This window comes from Constrictibacter sp. MBR-5 (assembly GCF_040549485.1).
Classification (GTDB): Bacteria; Pseudomonadota; Alphaproteobacteria; order JAJUGE01; family JAJUGE01; genus Constrictibacter.
Map to the genome: position 1 here is coordinate 1 of NZ_JBEPTK010000020.1, position 22,836 is coordinate 22,836.

26 protein-coding genes and 2 tRNA genes are annotated in these 22,836 nt (G+C 66.9%); 18 read left to right on the top strand and 10 right to left on the bottom strand.

All coding sequences use genetic code 11. The features are described 5' to 3' along the window. Together ABIE65_RS24700 and ABIE65_RS24705 are read left to right on the top strand one after the other, a co-directional pair. Positions 1 to 582: phage tail tape measure family protein (locus ABIE65_RS24700; RefSeq protein ID WP_354081455.1), on the top strand; the 582-nt coding region annotated here is incomplete at its 5' end. Further along, positions 579 to 1,010: a hypothetical protein gene (locus ABIE65_RS24705; protein WP_354081456.1), complete on the top strand. Its 432-nt coding sequence runs from the start codon at positions 579 to 581 to the stop codon at positions 1,008 to 1,010. The genes ABIE65_RS24700 and ABIE65_RS24705, both read left to right, overlap by 4 nt. Positions 1,011 to 1,575: 565 nt before the next feature. Here ABIE65_RS24705 and ABIE65_RS24710 read toward each other — a convergent pair. From ABIE65_RS24710 to ABIE65_RS24730, 4 genes are all read right to left on the bottom strand, one after another. Continuing rightward, positions 1,576 to 1,803, bottom strand: a complete 228-nt coding sequence (locus ABIE65_RS24710) for a hypothetical protein (RefSeq protein ID WP_354081457.1) — start codon at positions 1,801 to 1,803, stop codon at positions 1,576 to 1,578. Between the two features lie 105 nt (positions 1,804 to 1,908). Beyond that, positions 1,909 to 2,118, bottom strand: a complete 210-nt coding sequence (locus ABIE65_RS24715) for a hypothetical protein (RefSeq protein ID WP_354081458.1) — start codon at positions 2,116 to 2,118, stop codon at positions 1,909 to 1,911. A gap of 101 nt (positions 2,119 to 2,219) precedes the next feature. Continuing rightward, positions 2,220 to 2,609: a PH domain-containing protein gene (locus ABIE65_RS24725; protein WP_354081459.1), complete on the bottom strand. Its 390-nt coding sequence runs from the start codon at positions 2,607 to 2,609 to the stop codon at positions 2,220 to 2,222. A 3-nt stretch (positions 2,610 to 2,612) separates the two neighbouring features. Further along, on the bottom strand, positions 2,613 to 2,789 hold the full coding sequence (locus ABIE65_RS24730; protein ID WP_354081460.1) for a type II toxin-antitoxin system antitoxin: 177 nt from the start codon (positions 2,787 to 2,789) through the stop codon (positions 2,613 to 2,615). Between the two features lie 120 nt (positions 2,790 to 2,909). Between ABIE65_RS24730 and ABIE65_RS24735 the strand changes: the two genes are divergently transcribed. The 6 genes from ABIE65_RS24735 to ABIE65_RS24760 all read left to right on the top strand — a co-directional run bounded on the left by ABIE65_RS24735 (position 2,910) and on the right by ABIE65_RS24760 (position 6,416). After that, positions 2,910 to 3,488, top strand: a complete 579-nt coding sequence (locus ABIE65_RS24735; protein ID WP_354081461.1) for a hypothetical protein — start codon at positions 2,910 to 2,912, stop codon at positions 3,486 to 3,488. Continuing rightward, a complete protein-coding gene (locus ABIE65_RS24740) occupies positions 3,485 to 3,721 on the top strand; it encodes a hypothetical protein (protein WP_354081462.1) in 237 nt (78 codons plus the stop codon). The genes ABIE65_RS24735 and ABIE65_RS24740 overlap by 4 nt, the downstream gene beginning before the upstream one ends. Then, positions 3,718 to 4,041 (top strand): hypothetical protein, encoded by a 324-nt coding sequence (locus ABIE65_RS24745; protein WP_354081463.1) that lies wholly within the window; start codon positions 3,718 to 3,720, stop codon positions 4,039 to 4,041. Before ABIE65_RS24740 ends, ABIE65_RS24745 begins: the two co-directional genes overlap by 4 nt. 141 nt (positions 4,042 to 4,182) lie before the next feature. Further along, entirely contained in the window at positions 4,183 to 5,112 is a 930-nt protein-coding gene (locus tag ABIE65_RS24750; protein WP_354081464.1) for a hypothetical protein, read from the top strand. A 6-nt stretch (positions 5,113 to 5,118) separates the two neighbouring features. Further along, positions 5,119 to 5,310 (top strand): hypothetical protein, encoded by a 192-nt coding sequence (locus tag ABIE65_RS24755; RefSeq protein ID WP_354081465.1) that lies wholly within the window; start codon positions 5,119 to 5,121, stop codon positions 5,308 to 5,310. Further along, entirely contained in the window at positions 5,307 to 6,416 is a 1,110-nt protein-coding gene (locus ABIE65_RS24760) for a tyrosine-type recombinase/integrase (protein ID WP_354081466.1), read from the top strand. Before ABIE65_RS24755 ends, ABIE65_RS24760 begins: the two co-directional genes overlap by 4 nt. Before the next feature lie 7 nt (positions 6,417 to 6,423). On the opposite strand, the gene ABIE65_RS24765 is transcribed toward ABIE65_RS24760, so the two are convergent. The 4 genes from ABIE65_RS24765 to ABIE65_RS24780 form a co-directional block, all read right to left on the bottom strand. Next, a tRNA-Glu gene (locus ABIE65_RS24765) sits at positions 6,424 to 6,498 on the bottom strand. Positions 6,499 to 6,565: 67 nt separating this feature from the next. Beyond that, on the bottom strand, positions 6,566 to 8,386 hold the full coding sequence (recJ, locus tag ABIE65_RS24770; RefSeq protein ID WP_354081467.1) for a single-stranded-DNA-specific exonuclease RecJ: 1,821 nt from the start codon (positions 8,384 to 8,386) through the stop codon (positions 6,566 to 6,568). A 7-nt stretch (positions 8,387 to 8,393) separates the two neighbouring features. Beyond that, the gene (glpX, locus tag ABIE65_RS24775) at positions 8,394 to 9,365 is read right to left on the bottom strand and encodes a class II fructose-bisphosphatase (RefSeq protein ID WP_354081541.1); all 972 of its coding nucleotides are present in this window, start codon (positions 9,363 to 9,365) and stop codon (positions 8,394 to 8,396) included. Between the two features lie 39 nt (positions 9,366 to 9,404). Further along, positions 9,405 to 10,709 carry a homoserine dehydrogenase gene (locus ABIE65_RS24780; RefSeq protein ID WP_354081468.1) on the bottom strand — a complete coding sequence of 435 codons (1,305 nt, stop codon included), beginning with the start codon at positions 10,707 to 10,709 and terminating at the stop codon, positions 9,405 to 9,407. Positions 10,710 to 11,727: 1,018 nt separating this feature from the next. Between ABIE65_RS24780 and phaC the strand changes: the two genes are divergently transcribed. Further along, positions 11,728 to 13,524, top strand: coding sequence for a class I poly(R)-hydroxyalkanoic acid synthase (phaC, locus tag ABIE65_RS24785; RefSeq protein ID WP_354081469.1), 1,797 nt, complete (start codon positions 11,728 to 11,730; stop codon positions 13,522 to 13,524). A gap of 316 nt (positions 13,525 to 13,840) precedes the next feature. Here the strand turns inward: phaC and ABIE65_RS24790 are convergent, their stop codons facing one another. After that, a complete protein-coding gene (locus ABIE65_RS24790; protein ID WP_354081470.1) occupies positions 13,841 to 14,881 on the bottom strand; it encodes an LLM class F420-dependent oxidoreductase in 1,041 nt (346 codons plus the stop codon). Positions 14,882 to 14,952: 71 nt separating this feature from the next. After that, positions 14,953 to 15,699, bottom strand: coding sequence for a YkgJ family cysteine cluster protein (locus ABIE65_RS24795; RefSeq protein WP_354081471.1), 747 nt, complete (start codon positions 15,697 to 15,699; stop codon positions 14,953 to 14,955). Positions 15,700 to 15,912: 213 nt separating this feature from the next. Between ABIE65_RS24795 and ABIE65_RS24800 the strand changes: the two genes are divergently transcribed. From ABIE65_RS24800 to ptsN, 9 genes are all read left to right on the top strand, one after another. Further along, positions 15,913 to 15,999, top strand: a tRNA-Leu gene (locus tag ABIE65_RS24800). Positions 16,000 to 16,046: 47 nt separating this feature from the next. Continuing rightward, complete coding sequence (locus tag ABIE65_RS24805; protein WP_354081472.1) at positions 16,047 to 16,688, top strand: ribonuclease D; 642 nt, start codon at positions 16,047 to 16,049, stop codon at positions 16,686 to 16,688. Between the two features lie 85 nt (positions 16,689 to 16,773). After that, positions 16,774 to 17,778 carry a KpsF/GutQ family sugar-phosphate isomerase gene (locus ABIE65_RS24810; protein ID WP_354081473.1) on the top strand — a complete coding sequence of 335 codons (1,005 nt, stop codon included), beginning with the start codon at positions 16,774 to 16,776 and terminating at the stop codon, positions 17,776 to 17,778. Position 17,779: 1 nt separating this feature from the next. Next, entirely contained in the window at positions 17,780 to 18,463 is a 684-nt protein-coding gene (gene lptC, locus ABIE65_RS24815) for an LPS export ABC transporter periplasmic protein LptC (RefSeq protein ID WP_354081474.1), read from the top strand. Continuing rightward, positions 18,460 to 19,275: an LptA/OstA family protein gene (locus ABIE65_RS24820; RefSeq protein WP_354081475.1), complete on the top strand. Its 816-nt coding sequence runs from the start codon at positions 18,460 to 18,462 to the stop codon at positions 19,273 to 19,275. The genes lptC and ABIE65_RS24820 overlap by 4 nt, the downstream gene beginning before the upstream one ends. A 36-nt stretch (positions 19,276 to 19,311) precedes the next feature. Beyond that, entirely contained in the window at positions 19,312 to 20,103 is a 792-nt protein-coding gene (gene lptB, locus ABIE65_RS24825; RefSeq protein WP_502918571.1) for an LPS export ABC transporter ATP-binding protein, read from the top strand. A 30-nt stretch (positions 20,104 to 20,133) separates the two neighbouring features. After that, positions 20,134 to 21,621, top strand: coding sequence for an RNA polymerase factor sigma-54 (rpoN, locus tag ABIE65_RS24830; RefSeq protein ID WP_354081477.1), 1,488 nt, complete (start codon positions 20,134 to 20,136; stop codon positions 21,619 to 21,621). Positions 21,622 to 21,642: 21 nt separating this feature from the next. After that, entirely contained in the window at positions 21,643 to 22,347 is a 705-nt protein-coding gene (hpf, locus tag ABIE65_RS24835; RefSeq protein WP_354081478.1) for a ribosome hibernation-promoting factor, HPF/YfiA family, read from the top strand. 17 nt (positions 22,348 to 22,364) lie between these two features. Beyond that, positions 22,365 to 22,832 (top strand): PTS IIA-like nitrogen regulatory protein PtsN, encoded by a 468-nt coding sequence (gene ptsN / locus ABIE65_RS24840; protein WP_354081479.1) that lies wholly within the window; start codon positions 22,365 to 22,367, stop codon positions 22,830 to 22,832. Positions 22,833 to 22,836: the final 4 nt, after the last annotated feature.

Sequence of the window (22,836 nt, forward strand, 5' to 3'; positions counted from 1 at the left end):
GGGCAGGAGATGTTCCGGCTGGCCGCGATCAACCCGCTGAAGAACGCGCTGTTCGGCACCAACGCGCCGACGCTCGACAGCATCGGCGGCATTCTTGGGAGCGCCATCGGCGGCATGTTCGGCGGCGGCGGTGCGGCAGCGTCCCAGCCGTCCACCTACGCGAACATGGACCTGAGCTACTTCTTCGCCAAGGGCGGAGCCTTCAGCAACGGGCGCGAGATTGTGCCGTTCGCCACGGGTGCCATCGTCACGGGGCCGACGCTGTTCCCGATGGCCGACGGTCGGACCGGTCTGATGGGTGAGGACGGCGAAGAGGGCATCATGCCTCTGGCACGGACGCCGTCCGGTCATCTCGGCGTGCGCGCGATCTCGGCGCCGCGGTCGGCAGCTCCGGAAGCCGCGCCGGCGGGACCGTCCTACTACATCGACGCGCGCGGCTCGTCGGATCCCGGCGCGGTCGAAGCCGCGGTCGACCGTGCGATGGCGCGCCGGCTGCCCGCGGCGATGAAGGCGACGAAGGCCGGAGCTGTGGCGGAGGTGCGTGACCAGTTCAGCCGCGGCAACTGGCGGAGGGGCATGTGATCAGCGACGCGCCGAAGCCGAGCGCCACCATCGCCCTACTGGCCGGCTACCGCGAGCAGGCCGACCGCGTCCACGAAATGCTGCGGATCGGGACGTTCGACAAGATGCCGAAGAAGGCCCGGCGCGAGCTGGTGCGCCATCTGGCCACCTCGCTCGACATCGTGGCCAGCAACGCCGCCGAGCAGCATGCGGCGACGCTGGAGCACCTCGCCGCCCGCGAACGTCGGATGGCCGACGGGATATCGGCGGCAACGTCCGTCCTGGGGCTGAGGGACAGCATCACGGCCTTCCTCGCCGAGATCCGGGATTGCCACGCCATCGGGCCGGAGCGGATCGACGCATGCGTGGCCGCCGTCGAACGCCACTTCGCCGCGGTCCCGGCTCCGGCGCCGGTGGACGCGATCGGCGAGACCAGCGGCAGCGCGTGACGTCGGCGACACCGATGCCACCGCGAAGGTACTGACCGATCTGTCGGTACCCTGGGGCCGAAAGGGGGTGGCAGAAGTGTCATCCCCTTTGGCGCTGAGAGGGGGTATTGCGGCCATATCCCCCAAGGGGCGACCACCACGGCATCCCCTTCGCCCTCAATGCCGGGAAATCCGGCGATGACGTACGCGAAGGGAGGGCCACCACGGCCCGCCCTTGGCCGTGTCCGTCACCAACACGGCCGAAGGCATCCGCGTGACACGGACACCTCCGCACTGAACGGCCCGTTCAGTGGGCGCCGTTGGAAGTGGGAATCTCCCACTTCGATGCGCCGAGCCGCAAATATGCCCCTCGGGCACATTTCGGCGGGGCGGGCTTCCGAAGTGGACAATTCCCACTCCGCATATCGTGGGGAAATCCCACATTAACCTGAGCCTCGCACAGGTTCTGCGGCGTCGGCACGGCCTGGGGCAACGTTGCGTCAGCCTGACGCGAAACCCGACCATTGTCCCAGTCTGGCGCAATGGTCGATAACCTGCCGCACGGTCAGGTTTCGGCCGTCGCCCGCTACGTCTTTGGCGGAGTGCCCGGCTTCAGCCGATCGGGAATCGGCTTTTCCGCATCCTCGACCGCGCTGATGAAGTTCGGGGAGGTGACGTTGACGATCTCGCCCGGGGTCGTGCTGGCCGAGAAATACTTATCCGCATCGAAGTGCTCGGTGGCGAACTTGACCATCGGATGCTCATACTTCTCGACGGTGCGCCACATGGCGGTTTCGTCGCCGCCGATGATCATCCGTATTTCGTACCGCTTCCCGATCTCGAACATCGTCTTCCCCATGTTGGTCTTTGGTTGTGATGGGATGCTGCCGCAGGAAGGGCGCAACGATAGAGGCGCGCCTTAGAGGATCATCACGGTAGGATCGGGCGGCTCCCGCTGGTCCTCGCCTTCCGCGATCACGGCGTCGATCGCCTCAATCGCGAGGTGGACCTGACCAGCCTTTTCGATCCCCTCGTCGTGCTGCGCGCTCCCGATCCGATACGCTTCCTCGCGTCGGCGCTCGACCAGTTCTGCGCGTAACGTCTTAAGGTCGTCGATCGTCTTCAGCATGTGCTCACCTCCTACTTCCTCAACCGCACCCCCGGCCCGCCGCCGTTCTCGGCGATGAACTCAACGCCGGCCGATTCCAGAGCGGCGCGGACGGCGGCCGACTAAGATCCTGAGTAATTGTAGTTGTCCTCTTCGCCAAAACCGGGGAGCGGTTTAGCTGGCCGTTCTCGGGTGGCGGGAAGAGATACGGGTACTGCAAAGCGCACCCGACTAATCGCCTCAGTGGCAACCTCCTTTACGGCACTTCCGCCGAATGATAGCGAGACCACCCTTAAGCTGGCCTTGCCAGAGCCGCCAATCTTATCCCGAACCGTTACCGCGACGTCGAAGTCGACGTTAATACATCCTGTGTGCGCCTGGTACTCGCCGAATGGATTTACGCGAGCCGTCTCATGTCCGGCGAACACTCTACCGGCTTCTTCAACCCCTTGGATGATTTGGGTCAGGGTATCAGAGACGAATGTTCTGAGCTCCATGCCATCGTCAGCCATGACTCACCCTTTCAAGTGTCCGTTCGCCCGCAGCCACTCGACCAGGATCTTCTCGACCAGCGACGACACCGAGCGCATGTCGTCCTTCGCAGCTCGCTCCAGCGCGGCTTTCACTTCCGGGTCTAGCCGCATACTCGTCGGCGCCGTTCGGGCCATTGCGCTGCCTTCCGTAATCCGCATTGACGACACCTCCAGTGTAGTGCAACGTAGTCGGCGGCGCTACAGCGCAGACGGCCGAGCGGGTGTTTGCCGCACCGCGCCCGGCCTGACCACAATCCAAGCTGGATAGGAGCCCGGATCATGGCTGATTCCGACAATACCCGAACCTTGCCCACGCGCCGCGCAGTATTGCTCGGCGCCGGTGCGGCGCTTGTGACCGGCATCACGGCGGCCGGCGCGGCAGTCCCGCTCGATGCCGACATGACCCGCCCGCTGGTCGCCGACGACGACGCCGAGCTGCTGGAGCTGGAGCGCGAATGGCTGGCGCCGCAGCCGGAGATCCGCCGGCTTGATGACGCCTATGGCGTCGCGATGGAAGCCGCCATCGACCGCATCGGCGACCGGAGCATCGACGCCAACGTCGACCTGTTCCGGCAGTTCATCCGCGATGCCGGCTACAGCGACGCGGATAGCGCCCGGCACGACGCCTTGCAGGACCGGACCTGCGAGATCGAGTCCCGCCTGATGGAAATGCCGGCCCACGGCGCGGCCGGGCTGGCCGTCAAGCTGCGCATGCTGGCGCGCAACTCCTGGCAGCGGGTGCCGAGCCCCGGCGGCCTGATCCTCGACATCCCGTTCGATGACCTGGATTGGCCGCATAAGTGGACCGTGCTGATTCTGCGCGAGGCGGAGCGCATGGCAGGCGAGGTGCAGTCATGACCGGCAAGCTGCGCGACGTTCTCGATGAGATGGAGCGGCCGCTCCGTGATCTGCAAAACCTCAACGTCCTGATGTTCATGCTGACGGACGGGATGGACAGTCGCAGCGGAAAGGCCCTGCACGTCATCGCAGATACGATGGAGCGGCATCTCGCGAACCTGGAAACCCGCTTCGATGAAGCGATGGAGCAGTTCGCCGATGATACGCCCGCCGCCGGACAGGTGACGTCATGAGCGCGCCCGTTCCCGAGCCGATGACCTGCGACCTTACGGCCCTGTCCGAGGGCGAGCTACTGGACCTCGCGGACTGGCTAAGCGACCAGTCGCTCGACCTCCTCATCACCGATCCGGAGTGGCAACCGATGCTCGACCGCTTCGGCGCGGCGGAAGCCGAAATCAAGCGGCGCCCGTCCCGGACCTATCGCGGCATCCGGCGGAAGATCGAGATGCTGGTGACGGGCTGGCCGCCGATTCCGGACGATCCGGAGTTCGCCGCCTTCAACGCGGCGATGGCCGACCTGCATGCCGTGTGCGAGGGGGAGCCCGCCGGCTGATCTATCTGTTCACGGTGAACAGATGCCGAGGCCCCGCTGGCGATGCTGGCGGGGCCTTCCCCCAAACAACGTGCGGCGTCATTTCGCTTGCCATCCCCCAAACCACTCTCTACGTTGTTTGCGGTATGGGAGGCGCCCGACGTGCTTGATCGAGACAAAGTCCTCAACTGGTGGACCGGCCGGATTTCAGACGCCGAACTCGCCGAGTGGTCCGGCATGGCCCCGCGCGCGGTCGCCATTGTGCTGGGGCTCCCCAGCATGCGCGGCCACGTTACCGGCGGTGGGCGAGGTAGCCGTCATACGCGGCGCATCGCAAAAAAAGCCAAGGGCGCCGTTGCGATCATCCACGCGCTCAGTGAAGCGGGCCTCTCGCTCGAACTGGCTTCCAATATCGTCGACACCACATCGGTTATCGCCAGCCAAGTAATCGAAGCGGTCGATTACATACCGGATTTTGGGGGCTTTCGCTCCCTGTGTTTGACTGAGCCGGACGGCCGTTGGCTTCCGACTGATGTTGTCCATGCCCGCCTTTGGGGGCGCTTCGTTATTCCGTGCCGTCGGATCGATGATCCGAACCCGTCACCCGGCAGCATCATTCCGATTCCGGAGGAGGAATTTTCCCCGAACGAACGCGGCACGATGATCATCCATTCGGTCGAATTGGTTCCGCTTACAGACAAACCGGTCTACGCCGGCGAGTACGATCCGATCGGACTTTACGAGCGCGCCAACAGCCGCCCCGAAGCCATCCCAGCCCTCGACGAGCATCTGCTCATTGTTGATGGGCGGTGGATCTTCTCGCGGTCGCCGGACCCGAGCCCTTTAGAAACCCTGTATCGGATCCACAACGATGGCGAGGTGCCAAAGCCGACGTTTCACTTAGAGCCAGTCTCCCTGATCGAGCCGGACAAGAAGACCGTCCGCGTTATTGCCTGGGGGAGGGACCCCAAGGCGCAGGATCAGGCACGGCGCCGACTGGAGAACTACGAGAGCCTGCTCGACGTCAACTTGACCTTGCCGGTGCGGCGAATGAAGCGGCGCGCCTACGGGCTCCCCGTCGAGGTGGATTGATACCCTATGGCCAAGCGGCCCGCGCCAGTTGCACAGGCTGACGTGACCCGCGCCCTCAAGGGCGTGCTGGCCGCTGGAATGCCGCTGGAGCGCATCACGGGCGTCCGCGCGACCAAGGACGGAGTAGAGATCCTATTCGGCGAGCCCGGCCGCGCCGAGAATGCCTCTCTCAACGAATGGGACGAGGCCTCCAGATGACACCGCGCCGGCTACCCAAGTACGTCTCCGAGTTCGCCGACCGACACGGCAAGATCCGCGTCCGCTTCCGCCGCAAAGGGCAGGAGGCCTATTACTTCACGGCCGCGCCCTGGACGCCGGCCTTCATGGCCGAGTACGAGCGGTGCCTCTCCCGCGAGGCTGCGCCCGCCGTGCAGCCTGGAGCGGACCGGAGCAAGGCCGGCACCATGTCGGCGCTGATCGCCTCCTACTACCGCACGGCCGAGTTCACCGGCCTGGAGCGCAGCACGCAAGCGGCATACCGCAACGCGATCGAGAGGTTCCGCGAGAGGCACGGCGAGAAGCGGGTGGCGATGCTCGAGCGCCGGCACGTGAAGGCGATAGTGGGCGGCATGCACGCGACGCCGGCCGCCGCGAACAATCTCCTGAAGCGGCTTCGCACGCTGATGAGGCTGGCGGTGGACCTGGGGCTCCGGCCGGACGATCCGACGCACGGCGTCCGCGGCTTCCGCACCGCTGGCGACGGCTTCCACACCTGGACGGAAGCGGAGATCACCAAGTTCGAGGAGCGGCACCCCGTGGGATCTAAGGCCCGTCTGGCGCTTGCTCTGATGCTCTGCACCGGGCAGCGGCGATCCGACGTTGTGCGGATGGGCTGGCAGCACGTCGAGGGTGACAAGATCCGCGTTCGGCAGGTGAAGACCGACGCGCACCTGATCCTGCCCATGCACGCCGACCTGCTGGCCGTGCTGGCGGAGGCGCCGCGGGGCAACATGACCTTCATGGTCACCGCCTACGGCAAGCCATTCACGCCCGCCGGCTTCGGGAATTGGTTCCGCGAACAGTGTGACGCCGCCGAGCTCCCGCACTGCTCGGCGCACGGGCTGCGGAAGGCGGCTTCCCGGCGGCTGGCGGAGGCGGGATGCAGCCATGAGCAGATCAAGGCCGTGACCGGGCACCGGACCGACGCCGAGGTGACCCGCTACGTCCGTGCAGCCGACCAGTCGCGGCTTGCCGAGCAGGCGTTCGAGCGCATGCGCGGGGCAGACCGGGAACAGCCGATGTCTAACCACGCGGGCGGGTTAGACAGTTCTGTCTCTAACGTCTTGAAGATGAAGGGGAAATAAATGCGCATGGTGATCCCACCGGGATTCGAACCCGGGTCGCCGCCGTGAAAGGGCGGTGTCCTAACCGCTAGACGATGGGACCAGCGCGGGACACGAAATAGTCGGAAGGAGCCGGAAAAGCAACCCGTTGCGTGGCCTTCCGGGCAATCTCAGGAAGGATGGGCGGCGTCCGTCACGATCAGCTGCACGCCGCGGTTTCCATTCCAGTGATCAGCGCGCAACAGGCCGGCCACATGTAGGGGAGCGCCACGGGCGGCGAGCAGCGCATCGCCCATCGGCGTGCCGACGCAGCGGAAGGCAATTGCCTTGAGCGCGCCGCCGCCGGCGTCCGCGAGGCGCAGGCGTACATGCCGCTCGCCGACGATGTCGGCTCGCGCGATGCGTGCGGCGGACAGGGCAAAGCGCGGTTCGTCATGGCCGCTGCCGTAGGGGCCGATGCGGTCGAGCAGGTCGAGCAGATCGGGGGTAGCGGCGCGCGGCGTCACGAGACCGTCCAGATCCAGCGGACGGGCCACTGCGGCGCTCGCTGGAAGCTCCCGCTGCAGTCGCTCGGCCAGAAAGGCACGCAGATCGTCCAGCCTCTCCTCCCGGATGGTGAAGCCCGCCGCCATGGCGTGGCCTCCGCCAGCCTCCAGCAGTCCCGCCTGCCGCGCCGCGACGATCGCGGGACCGAGAGCGAACCCCGGAACGGAGCGGCCGGAACCCTTGCCGACGCCGTCCGTAAGCGACACGACGCACGCCGGATGGTGCAGCCGCTCCACCAGACGTGCTGCGACGATTCCGATGACACCGGGATGCCAGTCCGTGCCGGCGACCAGAGTGATCGGCGCGTCGCCATGGGCTGCGGCCTGCTCGAGCGCGGCCTCCACGACGTCGGCCTCCAAGGCGCGTCGGTCGCTATTGTAGACATCCAGGCGCTCGGCGATGCGCCGCGCTTCTTCGGGATCGTCGGTCGTCAGGAGACGGGCGCCCAGGTCCGCCTGGCCGACGCGGCCACCGGCGTTGATGCGGGGGCCGAGGAAGAAGCCGAGCTGGTCCGCGCTGGGGAGGCCGTTCAGGCGGGCGACGTCCGCGAGTGCCGAGAGGCCGGCGTTCCGACGCGCCCCCATGATCTTGAGCCCCTGCGCGACGAACGCCCGGTTGAGGCCGGTGAGGGGAGCGACGTCGCACAGTGTGCCGAGTGCGACGAGGTCCAGCCACTGCATCAGGTCGGGTGCGCCGGTGGCGCGCTCCGCGAACCAGCCGTCGTCGCGCAGCAGGCGATTGACTGCGACCGCGAGCAGGAAGGCGACGCCCACGGCGGCCAGATGCCCGAGGCCGGGCATCTCGTCCAGGCGGTTCGGGTTCACGACGGCGTGGGCGTGGGGCAGGCCGACCTCGGCGACATGATGATCGACCACGATCACGTCGAGCCCTACCGCAGCGGCGGCATCGAGTGCCTCGAACGCGGTGGTCCCGCAGTCGAGCGCGACGACGAGGGTCGCGCCCTGCTGCTGGAGCTGGCGCATCGCCGCTGCGTTCGGACCGTAGCCCTCGTCGATGCGGTCCGGAATGTAGATGGCGGTTTCGAGGCCCGTCGCCGACAGGAACCGCCGCAGCAAGGCGACCGAGGAAGCGCCGTCGACGTCGTAGTCGCCGAACAGCACCACTCGCTCGCCCGCCTTTACGGCAGCCGCCAGCCGTGTCGCAGCCTTGTCCATGTCCCGCAGGCACGATGGATCCGGGAGCAGACTGCGCAGGCGCGGCGCCAGGAAATCTTCCGCATCCTCGACCCCGACGCACCGTCCCGCCAGCACCCGGCCGACGATGTCCGGCACTGCGAGCCGTTGGGTCAGTGCGAGCGCCAGACGCTCGTCACAAGGTCGCGCGCGCCACGCTCGCCCGGTCAGCGAGCGCTCGACACCCAGGAACGCGCCCCCCGCCGAAGAGCCGGCAGGGGGCGGTACGTGGGAAAGCAGGGTGTCCTGCATTCCGGCCCTAGCGGTCGACCGGATCGAAGCCCGTCTTGCGCGTGAAGTTGTGTTCCGCCTCGATCACCCGGACGGTCCCGCTCTTGGAGCGCATCACCATGGAGTGGGTGACGGCGCCACCGGCGAAACGGCGCACGCCCTGGAGCATTGTGCCGGTGGTGACGCCGGTGGCAGCGAACATGACATCCCCGTGCGCCAGGTCGAGCATGCTGTACTTGCGGTCGAAATCGGTGATGCCCATCCGGCGTGCGCGGCCGCGCTCGTCGTCGTTGCGGAAAAGCAGTCGGCCCTGCATCTGGCCGCCGATGCAGCGTAGCGCCGCTGCCGCCAGCACGCCTTCGGGCGCGCCGCCGCTGCCGATATACATGTCGACGCCGCTACCGGGGCGGGCCGTGGCGATCACGCCGGAGACGTCGCCGTCCGAGATCAGCATGATGCGGGCGCCGGCGTCGCGGATCTTCGCGATCAGTTCTGCGTGGCGCGGCCGATCGAGGATGCACACGACGAGATCTGAGGGCTTGGCTCCCTTGGCCTTCGCCAGTTCGCGAAGGTTCTCTTCGGGTGCCCGGTCGAGGTCGACCACGCCCTCCGGAAGGCCGGGACCGACGGCGATCTTGTCCATGTAGGTGTCGGGGGCGTTCAGGAACCCGCCGGCTTCCGCCATGGCGATGACCGCGAGGGCGTTCGGGCCGCCCTTCGCGGTGATCGTCGTACCCTCCAGCGGATCGAGGGCGATGTCGATCTTGGGACCGTTCCCCGCGCCGACCTTTTCGCCGATGTAGAGCATCGGCGCCTCGTCGCGCTCGCCTTCGCCGATCACGACGGTGCCCTCGATCGCGAGGCTGTTCAGCGCCCGCCGCATCGCGTCGACCGCCGCCTGATCTGCCGCCTTCTCGTCACCGCGCCCCATCCAGAGGGAGGCGGACAGTGCCGCCGCTTCGGTCACGCGGACAACCTCCAGCGCGAGGTTGCGGTCCATTGCGGCCGTCTGCTCGTCCGCTGCCATTTCGGGTGTCTCCTAGAGCGTTTCGATTCGAATGAGCCGTGGCGGTTCGACCACCGCGTCGTGTTCCCCGATGCGCGCCACGGCGCGCAGCATCGCGGCTTCCTCGGTATCGTGGGTCACCAGCACCAGAGGAACGATTTCCTCCGGATCGCGACCGCGTTGCAATACGGACTCGATGGAGACCGCCTCCTCGCCGAGCACGCGGGCCACCGAAGCCAGGACGCCGGGCCGGTCGATCACCATGAGGCGCAGGTAATAGGCGCCGACATGCATCGAGAGCGGTGAATCGGTCAGCGGTTCCAGCGCATCCGCGGGTAGGCCGAACATCGGCGTGATGCGCCCGCGCGCGATGTCGATGATGTCCGCCACGACGGCGGACGCAGTCGGTCCGGCGCCGGCGCCGGCGCCGACCAGGACCGTCGACGGCATGAAGTCGCCCTCGGCGACGACCGCATTCAGGACCCCTTCCACCCCGCCGATCGGACTGGCGCTGCGCACCATGCAGGGATGAACGCGCTGCTCGATGCCGTGGCGTGTGCGACGGGCGATCGCGAGAAGCTTGATGCGATAGCCGAGTTCCTCGGCGAAAGCGATATCGAGGGCGGATACGTGCCGGATGCCTTCCGCCTGCACCGCGTCGGATTCGACGCGCGTACCGAAGGCCAGGCTCGTGAGGATGGCGAGCTTGTGTGCCGCGTCGATGCCGTCGATGTCGAAGGTCGGGTCGGCCTCGGCATAGCCGAGCCGCTGCGCCTCGGTGAGGACATCCTCGAACGGGCGCCCCGACTCGCGCATGGTAGAGAGGATGTAGTTGCAGGTACCGTTCAAGATGCCGTACACGCGCGACAGTCGGTTGGCCGCCAGTCCCTCGCGCAACGTCTTGATTACAGGAATGCCGCCGGCGACCGCGGCCTCGTAAGCGAGGGTGAAGCCGGCCGCCTCGGCGCGCTGCGCCAGGGCAACACCGTGCCGCGCGATCAGCGCCTTGTTGGCGGTAACGACGTGGCGGCCGGCGTCCAGGGCCGCTTCGCACACGGCTTTCGCCGGGCCGTCGGCGCCGCCGATCAGTTCGACGACGATGTCGACCTCGGCGGTGCGCGCCATGGCGACGGCGTCATCGTGCCAGTTCAGCCCGGTAAGCGGAATACCGCGGTCGCGCGTCCGGTCGCGCGCCGAGACATCGGTGACCACCACCGGGCGTCCGCAGCGCCGCTCGAGCAGGTCGGCCTGCGTCGCAACCAGCTTGAGCGCGCCGGTGCCGACGGTTCCGAGGCCCGCCAGGGCTATTCGTAATGGTGTCGCGTTCGGTCGTGTCATCGGTTCAGCGGCCAAGGGCGTCGGGCGATCCAGGCGATTGTACCGGCCGCAACGCCACGAAAGCGTTGCCGCCGGAAGGGCCGATGAACTTATAGCGGCTTTCGGGCCGGGGGCGAGACGCTTTCAGACAGATCGCATGCTGACGGCCGATGTCCGGGGCATCGGCGTCGGCCGTCACCCGGCAGCGCGCTGCGATAGCGGCTGCGGCGGCTGCACCGGTGGCCGGGGCGCCAACGGCGTCCCGGGGGTGAAGCCCGCGGCTCGCGTCGTGGACGGTCGCGCTGCCGGAGGCTCCTGGGCTGCCGGCTGCGCCGCTGCGGGCCCAGGCACCGGCGTCTCGCGCGGTGCCGTCGTGGCGGCTGGCGCGGGCTGAGGCCTTTCCGGCTGCGCGCCAGCCGGTGCAGGCGCCCGCGCAGACGGCGCTGCCGCATCGGGCGGCAGTGCGAGCGATGCCGTCGGCCGTTCCACCGGCACTGCGCCGGGCCGGGGCTGCGGCAGGGAGGGCGGCTGCTGCGTAACCATAGGCTGCTCGCGCCGCGCCACCTCGGCCTCGGCACGCCGATCGAGAGCTGCGGCGTCTGCCTGCGCTTCGCCCGACTCACGGCGCAGTGACGCCACCATGTCGCGCCGCGCCGCAGGATCCAAGGTCGGCGCCGGGCGGTCTGGGACGCTGGCCAGGTTGGGGAACGTGTCGGCACGTTCGGCCGGCAGCGGCGTACCGACGACGCTCGGTGCGGCTTCACCGGAAGTCGGTGCGGGGTCGCTCGACAGCCATGAACTGGCCGAGCGGTACCATTCGGCGGGATTGACCTCGTCCGGCACGGAGGAGCAGCCGGACGCGCCCAGCAGGAGCAGGGCGGTAGCAGCCCTTATCGTCGCCGATCTGACACCAGCTTTTCGCATGAAACCACCCCACCGGATTAGAAATCAGCGTGTTGCGGCTGTAGTATCACAAGGACGCCGGATCGCGGAACGCCGCAGACCCGCTTGCCGGTGAGAACAGTTCAGGGAGCCTCAGATGGCCGAACCGCAGAGCCCGAGCACCCAGGCGGACCCGGCCGAGTTGGCCGCCAACTTCGCCAAGATCGCCGAGCAGAGTCAGCGGATCATGACCGAGTTCCTCAGCCGCAATGCCGAGGAAGTGCAGGCGACCGGCACGGATCCGCTCGGCGTCGGGCGCGCCTTCATGGAGTTGACGGGGCATATGCTCTCCAACCCGATCCGGCTGGCGGAGGCGCAGACGCAGCTCTGGCAGGACTATATGAAGGTCTGGCACAGCGCCGCCCGCCGCATGATGGGAGAATCCGTCGAGCCGGCGGCCGCCCCGCGCAAGGGCGATTCCCGCTTCAAGGACGCGGCGTGGGAGGAGAACTTCCTCTTCGACTACATCAAGCAGTCCTATCTCGTCACGTCGCGCTGGCTGCAGTCCACCGTTCACGACATGGACGATGGACTGGATGACAAGACGCGGCGCAAGGTCGAGTTCTACACGCGTCAGTTCGTCGACGCGATGGCGCCCTCCAACTTCGTGATGACCAACCCGGCCGTGCTGCGTGCCACCGTGGAAAGCCGCGGCGAGAACCTCGTCAAGGGGCTGAACAACCTGCTGCGCGACCTGGAGGCCGGCAAGGGACAGCTGAAGATCAGCCAGACCGATACGGCGGCGTTCCAGTTGGGCCGCAACATCGCCGTTACGCCGGGGAAGGTGGTCTATCAGAACCAGCTGATGCAGCTCCTCCAGTATGAGCCGACGACCGAGGAGGTGCACAAGCGACCGCTGGTGATCATCCCGCCGTGGATCAACAAGTTCTACATCCTCGATCTCCGCCCGCAGAACTCGTTCATCAAATGGGCGACCGACCAGGGTCACACGGTCTTCGTGATCTCCTGGGTGAACCCGGATGGCGACCTCTCCGCCAAGAGCTTCGCCGACTACATGCACCAGGGGCCTCTCGCAGCCCTCGATGCCGTCGAGAAGGCGACGGGGGAGCGGGACGTCAACGCCATCGGTTATTGCCTCGGCGGTACCCTGCTCGCGTCCACGCTGGCGTGGATGGCGGCGAAGGGCGACGACCGCATCAAGAGCGCGACCTACTTCGCCGCGATGGTCGATTTCGGCGAACCCGGCGAACTCGAGGTCTTCATCGACGAGGACCAGCTGCGCGCGCTCGAGGACAAGATGAACGAGCGCGGCTATCTCGAAGGCTCGGAGATGGCGACGACCTTCAACATGCTGCGCGCCAACGACCTGATCTGGTCGTTCGTCGTGAACAATTACCTACTGGGAAAGGATCCGTTTCCGTTCGACCTGCTGTACTGGAATTCCGACTCGACCCGGATGCCGGCGGCGATGCACAGCTTTTACCTGCGCAACATGTACCAGAAGAACGCGCTGTCGCAGCCGGGAGGCGTCGAACTCGACGGGGTGCCCATCGACCTCGGCACGGTGAAGACCCCGACCTTCCTGCTGGCCAGCCGGGAAGACCACATCGCACCATGGCACGGCGTCTACCGCGGCACCCAGATCTATGGCGGCCCGGTGAAGTTCGTCCTCGCCGCTTCGGGGCACATCGCGGGCGTGATCAACCCGCCGGCGGCAAACAAGTATGCCCACTGGACCAACGCCAAGACGCCGGCGGACCCGGAGGCATGGTTCGCGGGTGCGACCGAGCATCCGGGGTCCTGGTGGCCCGAGTGGCAGAAATGGGTCTCGCGCTACGCCGGCAGCAAGGTTCCGGCCCGCAAGCCCGGCGACGGCGAGCTTAAGGCCCTGGAGGACGCGCCTGGGAGCTATGTGGCGGTAAAGTCCGGGTGAGGGTAGAGGCGGATCCCACCACCCGATTCGGGACATCGGCTGCACCCCTCCACGCGCGGGGTCGCAGCGGGTGTCGCCGGATGGAATGGCCGGCGACACCCGCTGTGAGTGGAAAGGGTGGCTGGCGTCGCACCCGAGTCGCATAGGGGAGCGACGACGCGGTCTTCCCGTCGACTCACACGGGAGATTTCGAGAGCCGCGGACGGATGCCCGATGCTCGATCGTCGGTTCCTATCGCCGGCCGTTCGCGCCGACCCGACATGAAACCGGGACGGCGCGAACCGGAGCGCAGCGGTGCGTTTCCGCGGCAGGTTACTCAGGCATTCAGGCGCGCGGCCTGCGCCATCACTTCGACGGCTTCGTCCTGCTTGGTCCGAACGGTCAGAGACGTTGCGCCCGAATCGGCCCAGGCGCCGTAGCGCTGCCTGATGCGTGCGGCAGGGCCGACGAGCGATTTCTGGTCGACCCACTCGTCGGGCACCGCATTCGTCGCCTCATCTTTGCGTCCGGCCAGATAGAGTTCCTGGATCCGGTTGGCGGCGTCGCCGAAACCGCGGCGGATCATCATCTCCTTGTGGAAATTCTTGTCCTTGTGGCCCATGCCGCCGACGTAGAGCGCCACCTCGGGCTTCAGCTTGTGCAGGGCCGTCTTAACGTCATCGTTCACTTCGACGTGCACCGAAGCTGCGATCTCGAAGTTCGCGAGCGACTTGCCGCCGCCGGCCCGGGCGAAGCCTTCCTCCAGCCACGGCAAATACTCGTGCAGGCTCCCGGGCACGAAGCCGAGCGGCAGCCAGCCGTCGGCGATTTCCCCCGTCAGCCGGACGGTGGCGGCGTTGCCGGTCCCCAAATAGATCGGGATGTCGGGGTTCATGTGGAGAATCGACTTCAGCGGCTTGCCGACCCCGAGGGCGCCTTCGCCGGTGTAGGGCAGGGATATCTCCGCACCCTCGTGCGTCACCGGTTCCTCGCGACGGAACACCTTCCGCATGATCGCGACATAGTCCTTGATCCGGTGGTAGGGCCGGCCCCACGGCTGGCCGTACCAGCCTTCGACGATCTGCGGGCCGGAGACCCCCAGGCCGACCACGAATCGCCCACCGCCCGCCATGGCGTCGACGGTGGCGGCGGACATGGCGGCGTTTGCCGGCGTCCGCGCCGCCAACTGCATGATCCCAGTGCCGAGCCGGATGCGCTGTGTCTTTGCGGCGAGATAGGCGAGGGGAGTGACGGCGTCTGACCCGTAGGCTTCGGCCGTCCAGACGATGTCGTAGCCGAGTTCTTCGGCGCGCTGCACCCGTTCCACGGGAAGCGCCATTTCGGCACCCGAATAGCCGATGGACAGTCCGAGCTTCATCGTTCCTCCTCCTTCGCCGTCTGTCGCGGCAGGGTCACTTTGCGACAATAGCCGCCGCCGGGTGCGGCCGGCTATGGGGTGCCGGGGATAGAGCCGGGGGAAGAGGCCGTGGCTCCCGTCCAGTGGATGCGGGCATCGGCGAGCACATCCTGGCCGGCGAGATAACGTGCCGCCGCCGCGCCGGCGCCGATCGTCAAAGCGATCTCCAAACCGTGGATCAGGTCGTAGGGATGGTGCGGCAGCGCCGACGCCTTCAGCGCGCGATCGAGAGCCGCGCTGAGCATGACGGCACTGAGCCGCGTACCCTCCGGTCGCGGGATCTGGCTCGGCGTGACCGTTTCGGGTGACTCGAAGGCGTGGGTGCACGCGTCGAGGTCCCGACTCGCATAGCCACGGCAGCCGAACGGCCGGTCCTCGTAGATCGTACAGAGCCTGTCTTCGCCGAGCAGCGGGCAGGGCTGCTGCAGGAGCCAGCGTTGCATGGGATCGCGGCCGCGCGTCGCGGCGAGAGCGTGGCGAATTGCGGCACGGCGCCTGCCACGCGCCGGCGGCTTCAGCGCTGCGACTCGTGCCGCGATGACGAGGATCTCGGCCGCAGTGGCCGATACCTGCTGATGGCAGCAGAAGGCGCATCCGGCGGCGCAGGCGGCAGGCTCCGCCGCCGCGGCGATTCGCCGGTCGGCCTCGTCGTGAGCGGCCCGGACGATCGCGGGGAGCGCCGTACGGCCGCCGCGACGGAACATCGCAGCCAGCCCGTCGCCGATTCGCACCGCGACGTCGAATGCAGTGGGGCGGCTGCCCCGGGGCGTGTCTGCCATCTCTTCATCCGGTTTCGGGCGCGGCGTTCGGCAGCGTACGGCACGTGGCGGTGGGCAATTCGTCCGTCCAGCCTATCCTAGGCGGGGGTCGCCCTGCTGTGAACCGCGGGGTCCGGCATGGCCATGTCATGACGTTCTGTTCGGCGCGTCATGAAAGGATCATGTTGACACGCCGAACGGCTCCGATTACGTCATGCCCCGCCCTGCCCCGGAGCCCAGGTGGCGGAATTGGTAGACGCGCAGGTTTCAGGTACCTGTGGCCGCAAGGTCGTGGAAGTTCGAGTCTTCTCCTGGGCACCACTGCCGATCCCTGATGGGACGGCATTCGAGCAGGGCGGTTTTTCCGAATGACGGTCTATCTCCATAGCGGCGACCTGCCGGCCGACGTCGCGGCGGCGCTCGCCGCTGGCGGCAGTGTTGCGGTCGATTCGGAAACCATGGGGCTGCGGCCCGATCGAGATCGGCTTTGCGTGGTCCAGCTCTCCGGCGGTGACGGCAACGCGCACCTCGTGCAGTTCCCGGCCCCTGGAGCAGGTACGTCGCCGAACTATGCGGCGCCGAACCTCAGGCGGCTTCTCGCTGACCCTGCAGTTCTCAAGCTGTTCCATTTCGGCCGCTTCGACATCGCGGTGATCCAGCGATATCTGGAAACCGTCTGTGCACCGGTGTGGTGCACGAAGATCGCGTCCAAGCTGGTGCGGACCTATACCGACCGTCACGGCCTCAAGGATCTCTGCCGGGAGCTGCTGGAGATCGACCTCTCGAAGCAGCAGCAGTCGTCGGACTGGGGCGGGCCGGTGCTCTCGCAGGCGCAGCAGGATTATGCCGCCTCCGACGTGCTCCACCTGCATGCGCTCCAGGCTGAACTGCGGCGCCGGCTCGAGCGGGAGAACCGCCTCGCCTTGGCCGAGGCCTGTTTCGCTTTCCTTCCGACGCGTGCGCAGCTCGATCTCGCGGGCTGGCCGGAAGAGGATATCTTCGCGCACTGACGGGGGCCGGCGGGCGGCCCGCGTTGACGGTGCCGAGCGCGACGACCATATACCGCCTCCATAACGCAACACTGCCGCGTCGGATATGAGCCCGGACCAGACCGCGCCCGAAGCGGCGTCCGCGCCGACGGACGCCGGAGATTCAGCTTTGGAATCGGCACGCCGTGTCCTGCGCCTGCAGGCACAGGGGGTGACTGCGCTCGCCGATCGCCTCGATGGCGATTTTCTGGCCGCCCTCGAACTGCTGTTCGACGTGGAAGGGCGGGTGATCGTCAGCGGGATGGGCAAGAGCGGGCATATCGCGCGGAAGATCGCAGCGACCCTGGCTTCGACGGGAACGCCGGCCCAGTACGTGCACCCGGGCGAGGCGAGCCACGGCGATCTCGGCATGATCACGCGGCGCGATGCGGTGCTGGCGCTGTCCAACTCGGGCGGTACCGCCGAACTTGCCGACATGATCGCCCATACCGCCCGCATCGGCATTCCGCTGATCGGCATGACAGCGCGTGCCGGCAGTCCCCTGGCAGGGGCGTCCACTGTCGCCCTGATCCTGCCGTCCGTGGAGGAGGGGTGCCCGATGGGATTGGCGCCGACGACCTCGACGACGATGATGCTCGCGCTTGGCGATGCGCTGGCCGTAGCGTTACTCGATCGCCGCGGCTTCTCGACCCGGGACTTCCAGCTGCTGCATCCCGGCGGCTCGTTGGGGCACAAGCTGAAGCGCGTGCGCCAGATCATGCACACCGGCGACAAGCTGCCGCTCACGGGACCGGAAGCGGCGATGTCCGACGCGATTGTCGTCATGTCGGCCTGCAGCTTCGGCTGCGTGGGCGTGGTGGATCCGCACGGTGCGCTGATCGGGATATTGACCGACGGCGATCTCCGCCGGCACATGGGTCCCGACCTGCTCGGCCGCACCGTCGGCGCCGTCATGACGCCGCGTCCGAAGGTGATCCGCCCCGATGCGCTGGTGGAGGAAGCCGTCGCCACGATGAACGCCGGCAAGATCACGAGCCTCTTCGTCGTCGCGGACGACCGTCCCGTCGGCATCGTGCACGTCCACGACTGCCTGCGGGCAGGAGTGACGTGAGATGGCGGACGAGTCGCCGACACCCGAGACGACCGAAGCGCGCCGACCTGTGGATTTCGACTACGAGGCGGCACCGCGGGCGCTCGACCGCACCTACTCGCGTTACGTCCGCGGCCTGAAGGTCATCCTGCCGGCCACCGCGGCCCTGATCGTCATCGTCGTGTTCGCCTGGCCCCAGGTCCAGCTTCGGGAACAGTTGCCGGACCCGGACGCGCTGCGCATCAAGCCGGAGGACACTGCCGACCTGACGGTGCTGGGCGTTCGCTATGTCGGGGTCGATACCCATGACAGACCCTATACGGTGACCGCCGCCTCGACCCGCCAGACGACCACCGCTTCCGACGAGGTGGTGCTGGAAATGCCGGAGGCCGACATGCGCCTGCGCGACGGCCGCAGGGTGGAGCTCAAGGCCCAGAGCGGCGTCTTCGACCGCGAGCATCGCGCACTGACCCTGAGCGGCAAGGTCCGGTTCACCCACGATGGCGGATTCGAGATCGCCACCGACCGCGCGTCGGTCGACTTCAGGCAAGGCGAGGCCGCGGGTGACGAGCGAGTGTCGCTGCGCGCGCCCGACGGCACGGGCAGCGGCGACGGCTTCCGGATACTCGAAGACGGAAGCCGCGTGCTGTTGACCGGCAAATCGTCGCTGCAGCTGAACGGGCGGCCGCACGGGGACGGGACATGAACGCATCCATGCGGCGGACCCTCGCAGGGGCGCTGCTTCTGGCGACCGTCGCAGCGGGCCCCGTGATTGCGTCCGATTTCGCTTCTCTGGACGAGTCGGCGCCCCTGAACGTCGAGGCGAGCCAAGGCATCGAGTGGCGCCGGGAGGAGGGCGTATTCATTGCGCGTGGCGATGCCCGCGCCGTGCAGGGCGCGACCGACGTTCGGGCACAGACGCTGACGGCGCACTATCGCGACACGCCCGCGGGCGGCAGCCGCATCTATCGGTTCGAGGCGGAGGGAAACGTCCGTGCCGCACGGGGCGACACGCGTCTCTTCGGACCAAGGATCGTCTATGATCTGGAGAAGTCGCTCTTCACCGTTTCCGGCGGGGAGACAAGGCTGGAGACGCCCGACGAGACGATTATAGCGCAGTCCGGAATGGAGTTTCGCGAGCGCGAACGCGTGGCCGTCGCGCAAGGCGATGTAATCGTGATACGCGACGGCCGTAAGTTGCAGGGCGACCGGGTGACCGCGTATTTTCAGGACCGGAAGGGCGGAGGCATGCGCATCGCGCGCCTCGAAGCGAGCGGAAACGTTCTTATTGCGACCGCGAAGGAGGTGGTGCGCGCCGACAAGGCGGTCTACGATCCGTCGCGAGAAGTCATCGAACTCGATGGTGATGTGCGGATCACCAGGGGGCGTAGTGAGCTCGCGGGTGCGCATGCCTTTCTCGACCTTCGAAGCGGCGTCAGCCGTCTTGAGGCGGGGCGAAGCGCCACGGCCAACGGGCGAGCGCGGGCGCTATTCGTTCCGGAGAGCCGTGGCCGATAGCCTCCGGCATAGACGCAGTCAGGAAAGCGGACGGTCTTGAATAAGGGCGCTCAACCCCCCGGCGATGGGCTCGATACGGCACCTCGACCGCGCCTCGTGGCCGACAACAAGGGGCTGGTGGCGGAGAACATCGGCAAGCGCTTCAAGAAGCGGCCGGTGCTTCGTGGGGTGTCGCTGTCGCTCAACCGCGGAGAGATCGTCGGCCTGCTCGGCCCGAACGGTGCCGGCAAGACCACCTGCTTCTACATCGTGACCGGCCTGATCGCCGCGGACCACGGTCGTATCGTTCTCGACGGCGAGGATATCACGGAACTTCCGATGTATCGCCGCGCGCGCCTGGGCATCGGCTATCTTCCCCAGGAACCGTCGATTTTCCGTGGTCTCAACGTCGAGGCGAACATCCGCGCCGTCCTCGAAGTCAGCGAGCGCGATGCGGGCAAACGCCGCCGCATGCTCGACGAACTGCTCGCGGAATTTTCGATCGAGCACCTGCGGCGCACGCCAGCGCTCGCACTGTCGGGTGGCGAACGCCGCCGCGTCGAGATTGCGCGGGCCCTGGCGGCGAAGCCTGCCTTCATCCTTCTCGACGAACCCTTCGCGGGTATCGATCCCATCGCAGTGTCCGACATACGCGAACTGGTTCTGCACCTGCGCGATCGCGGTATCGGGGTCTTGATCACGGACCATAACGTGCGTGAGACGCTCGAACTCGTCGATCGCGCGTACATCCTGCACGACGGAATCGTGCTCAGGGAGGGCTCACCTGCCGACATCGTTGCCGACGAAGCCGTCAGGCGGGTTTACTTGGGCGAAAGGTTTAGCCTCTAAGGCTTTAACCATGATCGCACGGGACCGTTGATGGCTCTTTTCCAGCGTCAGGAGATTCGCCAGACTCAGGGGCAGAGTCTGGTCATGACCCCGCAGTTGCAGCAGGCGATAAAACTGCTGCAGCTGTCGACGATGGAGCTTGCCGCATTCGTCGAACAGCAGCTTGAGCAGAACCCTCTGCTCCAGCGGGCAGACGGCGCAGGTGAGGTCGGGACCAATGAACCCGTGGAAGCGCCGCAGCCGGAGATCGTCTCGGCACCGGCTGCGGAAGATCTCGCCGGCCTCACCGAAGCGATCGACGCGGATTTCGGCAACGTATGGGATGCGGAAGGGCCGACCCTGCCCAGCTTCTCGTCGGAATCGGGGCGGGCAGGCGGGTCGTTCGACGGCGACGAGGCGAGCCTCGAGCAGGTTCTTGGCGAGATGCCCACGCTCCGCGACCATCTGGTCGCGCAGCTGCAGTTGGACATCCTCGATCCCGCCGACAGGATCGTCGCCCTCTACCTGATCGACATGCTCGACGCCGCCGGCTACCTGTCCGGTGCCCTCGACGAGGTCGTGGCGGCGCTCGGCTGCACTGTCGAACGCGCAACCAGCGTGCTCGAGCGGCTACAGCGCTTCGACCCTCCGGGCATCTTCGCCCGGAACCTGTCCGAGTGCCTGGCGTTGCAGTTACGTGACCGCAACCGGTTGGATCCGGCGATGCAGGCGTTGCTGGACAATCTCGATCTCCTCGCGCGTCGGGATTTCGCCGAACTCCGGCGCGTGTGCGGTGTCGACGACGAAGATCTCGCGGAGATGGCGCGGGAGATCCGGCGGTTGGACCCGAAGCCGGCGCTCCGGTTCGAGTCAGAGCCCGTTCAGACGCTCATTCCCGACATCTACATGCGAATGCACCCGGAGGGCGGGTGGATCATCGAGTTGAACACCGAGGCACTCCCACGCGTCCTCGTGGATTCGCACTATTACGCGCGCATCCGGAAGTCATGTCATTCGCGACAGGACAAGGATTACGTCGCAGAACAGTACAATGCGGCGAATTGGCTGGTTAAGTCGCTGCATCAGCGTGCGACGACGGTGCTGAAGGTCGCCACCGAGATCGTGCGACAACAGGACGCGTTCTTCGTGCATGGCATCGAGCACCTGCGGCCTCTTACCTTGCGCGACATCGCGGAAGCGATCGACATGCACGAGAGCACCGTCAGCCGCGTGACCGCGAACAAGCACATCGCGACACCGAGGGGCTTGTTCGAACTGAAATATTTCTTTACGTCCGCCATCGCCAGCGCGACGGGAGGAGAGGCGCATTCGGCGGAGGCTGTACGCCATCGCATCAAGATCCTGATCGACAACGAACCTCCGGCAGAAGTTCTGTCCGACGACCGCATAGTGGAGATTCTACGTCGATCGGGCATCGACATCGCCCGGCGAACGGTGGCGAAGTACCGCGAGGCGATGCGTATCCCGTCCTCAGTGCAGAGGCGCCGAGAGAAAGTCGCCGGTTTGGCGGCCAATTGAGAGCGCTTGTACGATGATACGATGACGACCCGTTCCCAACCCGAAAACCCGAGTGCCGCACCAAGCGGCCGAAAGGATGCTGTTAGAGCGATGCACGTCACCGTAACAGGCAAGCAGATCGACGTCGGCGACGCCCTGCGGACCCGCGTGATCGACGAGCTGAGCGCGGCCGTGGAGAAGTACTTCAGCCGCGCCATCGAGGCCCAGGTGAGTTTCTCCCGCGATGGGGCGGCGTTCTACCGCTCGGATATCGCGGTGCATGTGGGACGTGGGATCGACCTCTATGGCCATGCGACGGCGAACGACCCCGTCGTCGCGTTCGAACTGGCGCAGGAGCGCATTGCAAAGCGCCTGCGTCGGCACAAGCGGCGGCTGCGCGATCATAAGGGCGCGAACGGGGAGGCGGCCGAGACGCCCGATCAGGCCGACGGCGCGGTGTTCTCGCAGTACGTCATCCAGGCCCAGGACGATGTGGATGACGAGGGCCATGAAGACGAGGAGGTCCGCGAGGACGGCGGCGAAGCGAGCGACCAGCCGGTGATCATCGCGGAGACATCGACCTCTGTACCGCGCCTCGCCGTGGGTGAGGCCGTGATGCGTATGGACCTGGCGGATGCTCCCGTCCTAGTGTTCCGGAACGGCGGCCATGGGGGGCTGAACGTCGTGTATCGGCGCGAGGATGGGAACATAGGTTGGATCGATTCCGGCCCCCCCGGGAAGTCCTGACGGCGGGCGGGGACAAGATGGAAATCACCGAGATCCTGAAGCCCGAGCAGGTTCTGCTCGGCGTGCGGGCGGCCAGCAAAAAGCAGGTCCTCGAGGCGTTGGCTGAACATGCCGCTGAAATGACAGGCGAGTCCGAGCGGGCGATATTCAACGTCCTGCTCGAGCGTGAGCGGCTGGGAAGCACGGGTGTGGGGCGTGGTATCGCGATCCCGCACGGCAAGCTCACGGGCATCGATCACCTCTTCGGCCTGCTGTTCCGCCTGCAGGCACCGGTTCCGTTCGACGCCGTCGATGAGGCGCCGGTCGACATCGTCGTTCTGTTGCTGGCACCGGAAAGTGCCGGCGCGGACCACCTTAAGGCGCTGTCGCGTGTGTCCCGCATCCTGCGGGACCGTGCCGTTTGCGACCGTATCCGGGCGGCGGCGACACCGGAGGATGTCATGGTCGCCGTGCGTGGCGCGCCCGCGGCCAGCCACGCGGCCTAGTCTC